Annotated in this window: 1 protein-coding gene; it reads left to right on the top strand. The window is 43.7% G+C overall.

The genetic code is table 11. The features are described 5' to 3' along the window. The coding region (locus tag BCT27_RS25345) for a hypothetical protein (RefSeq protein ID WP_206748028.1) at positions 1 to 422 on the top strand (422 nt) is incomplete at its 5' end. Positions 423 to 522 lie beyond the last annotated feature (100 nt).

The following is a 522-nucleotide window of genomic DNA, read 5'->3' on the forward strand; positions in this document are numbered from 1 at the left end:
TGCCCGTTATCACAGCGTTAAGCATCAAGAGAGTTATGGGCCAATACTCGTACCAAGAAACCAAAGATGATGTGATCTCTATAATGAATGAGACGATCGAACACGGAAATTCAATTGGCGGCGGTTTAGGGCGCGCTGAAGTTGAGTATTGGCTTGGACCACTTGAGCTAAATGGATCCAAGCCAACTCCCTATGCTCTCAAGTTGTTGGCAGCGGTATCAATTGGCTCTTTGAGGCATCAGAACAACTTGGAACTAGAAGAGCTTTATTCAGTTGTGGAGTGGCTTGTTGAAAATATAGATGCCTCTGATGTTTCTCTTATAGATCCTGGTTCCGTAAATCAGCTTATTATTGAAACATCAGAGTCATTCGGAGAAACACTTGCAAGTAAAATTAAGCTAGTGGTGGCACCAAATGCTTAACAAGTCAAATCATGCGGACTTGGCAAAACTGTCATCGTTTTTGTTCCCAAAAAGCCGCCAACTTCACCAAGCCGGTGTTTGAGGCGTTATCCGTCAGTTC

This window comes from Enterovibrio norvegicus, assembly GCF_002876705.1.
Classification (GTDB): domain Bacteria; phylum Pseudomonadota; class Gammaproteobacteria; order Enterobacterales; family Vibrionaceae; genus Enterovibrio; species Enterovibrio norvegicus_B.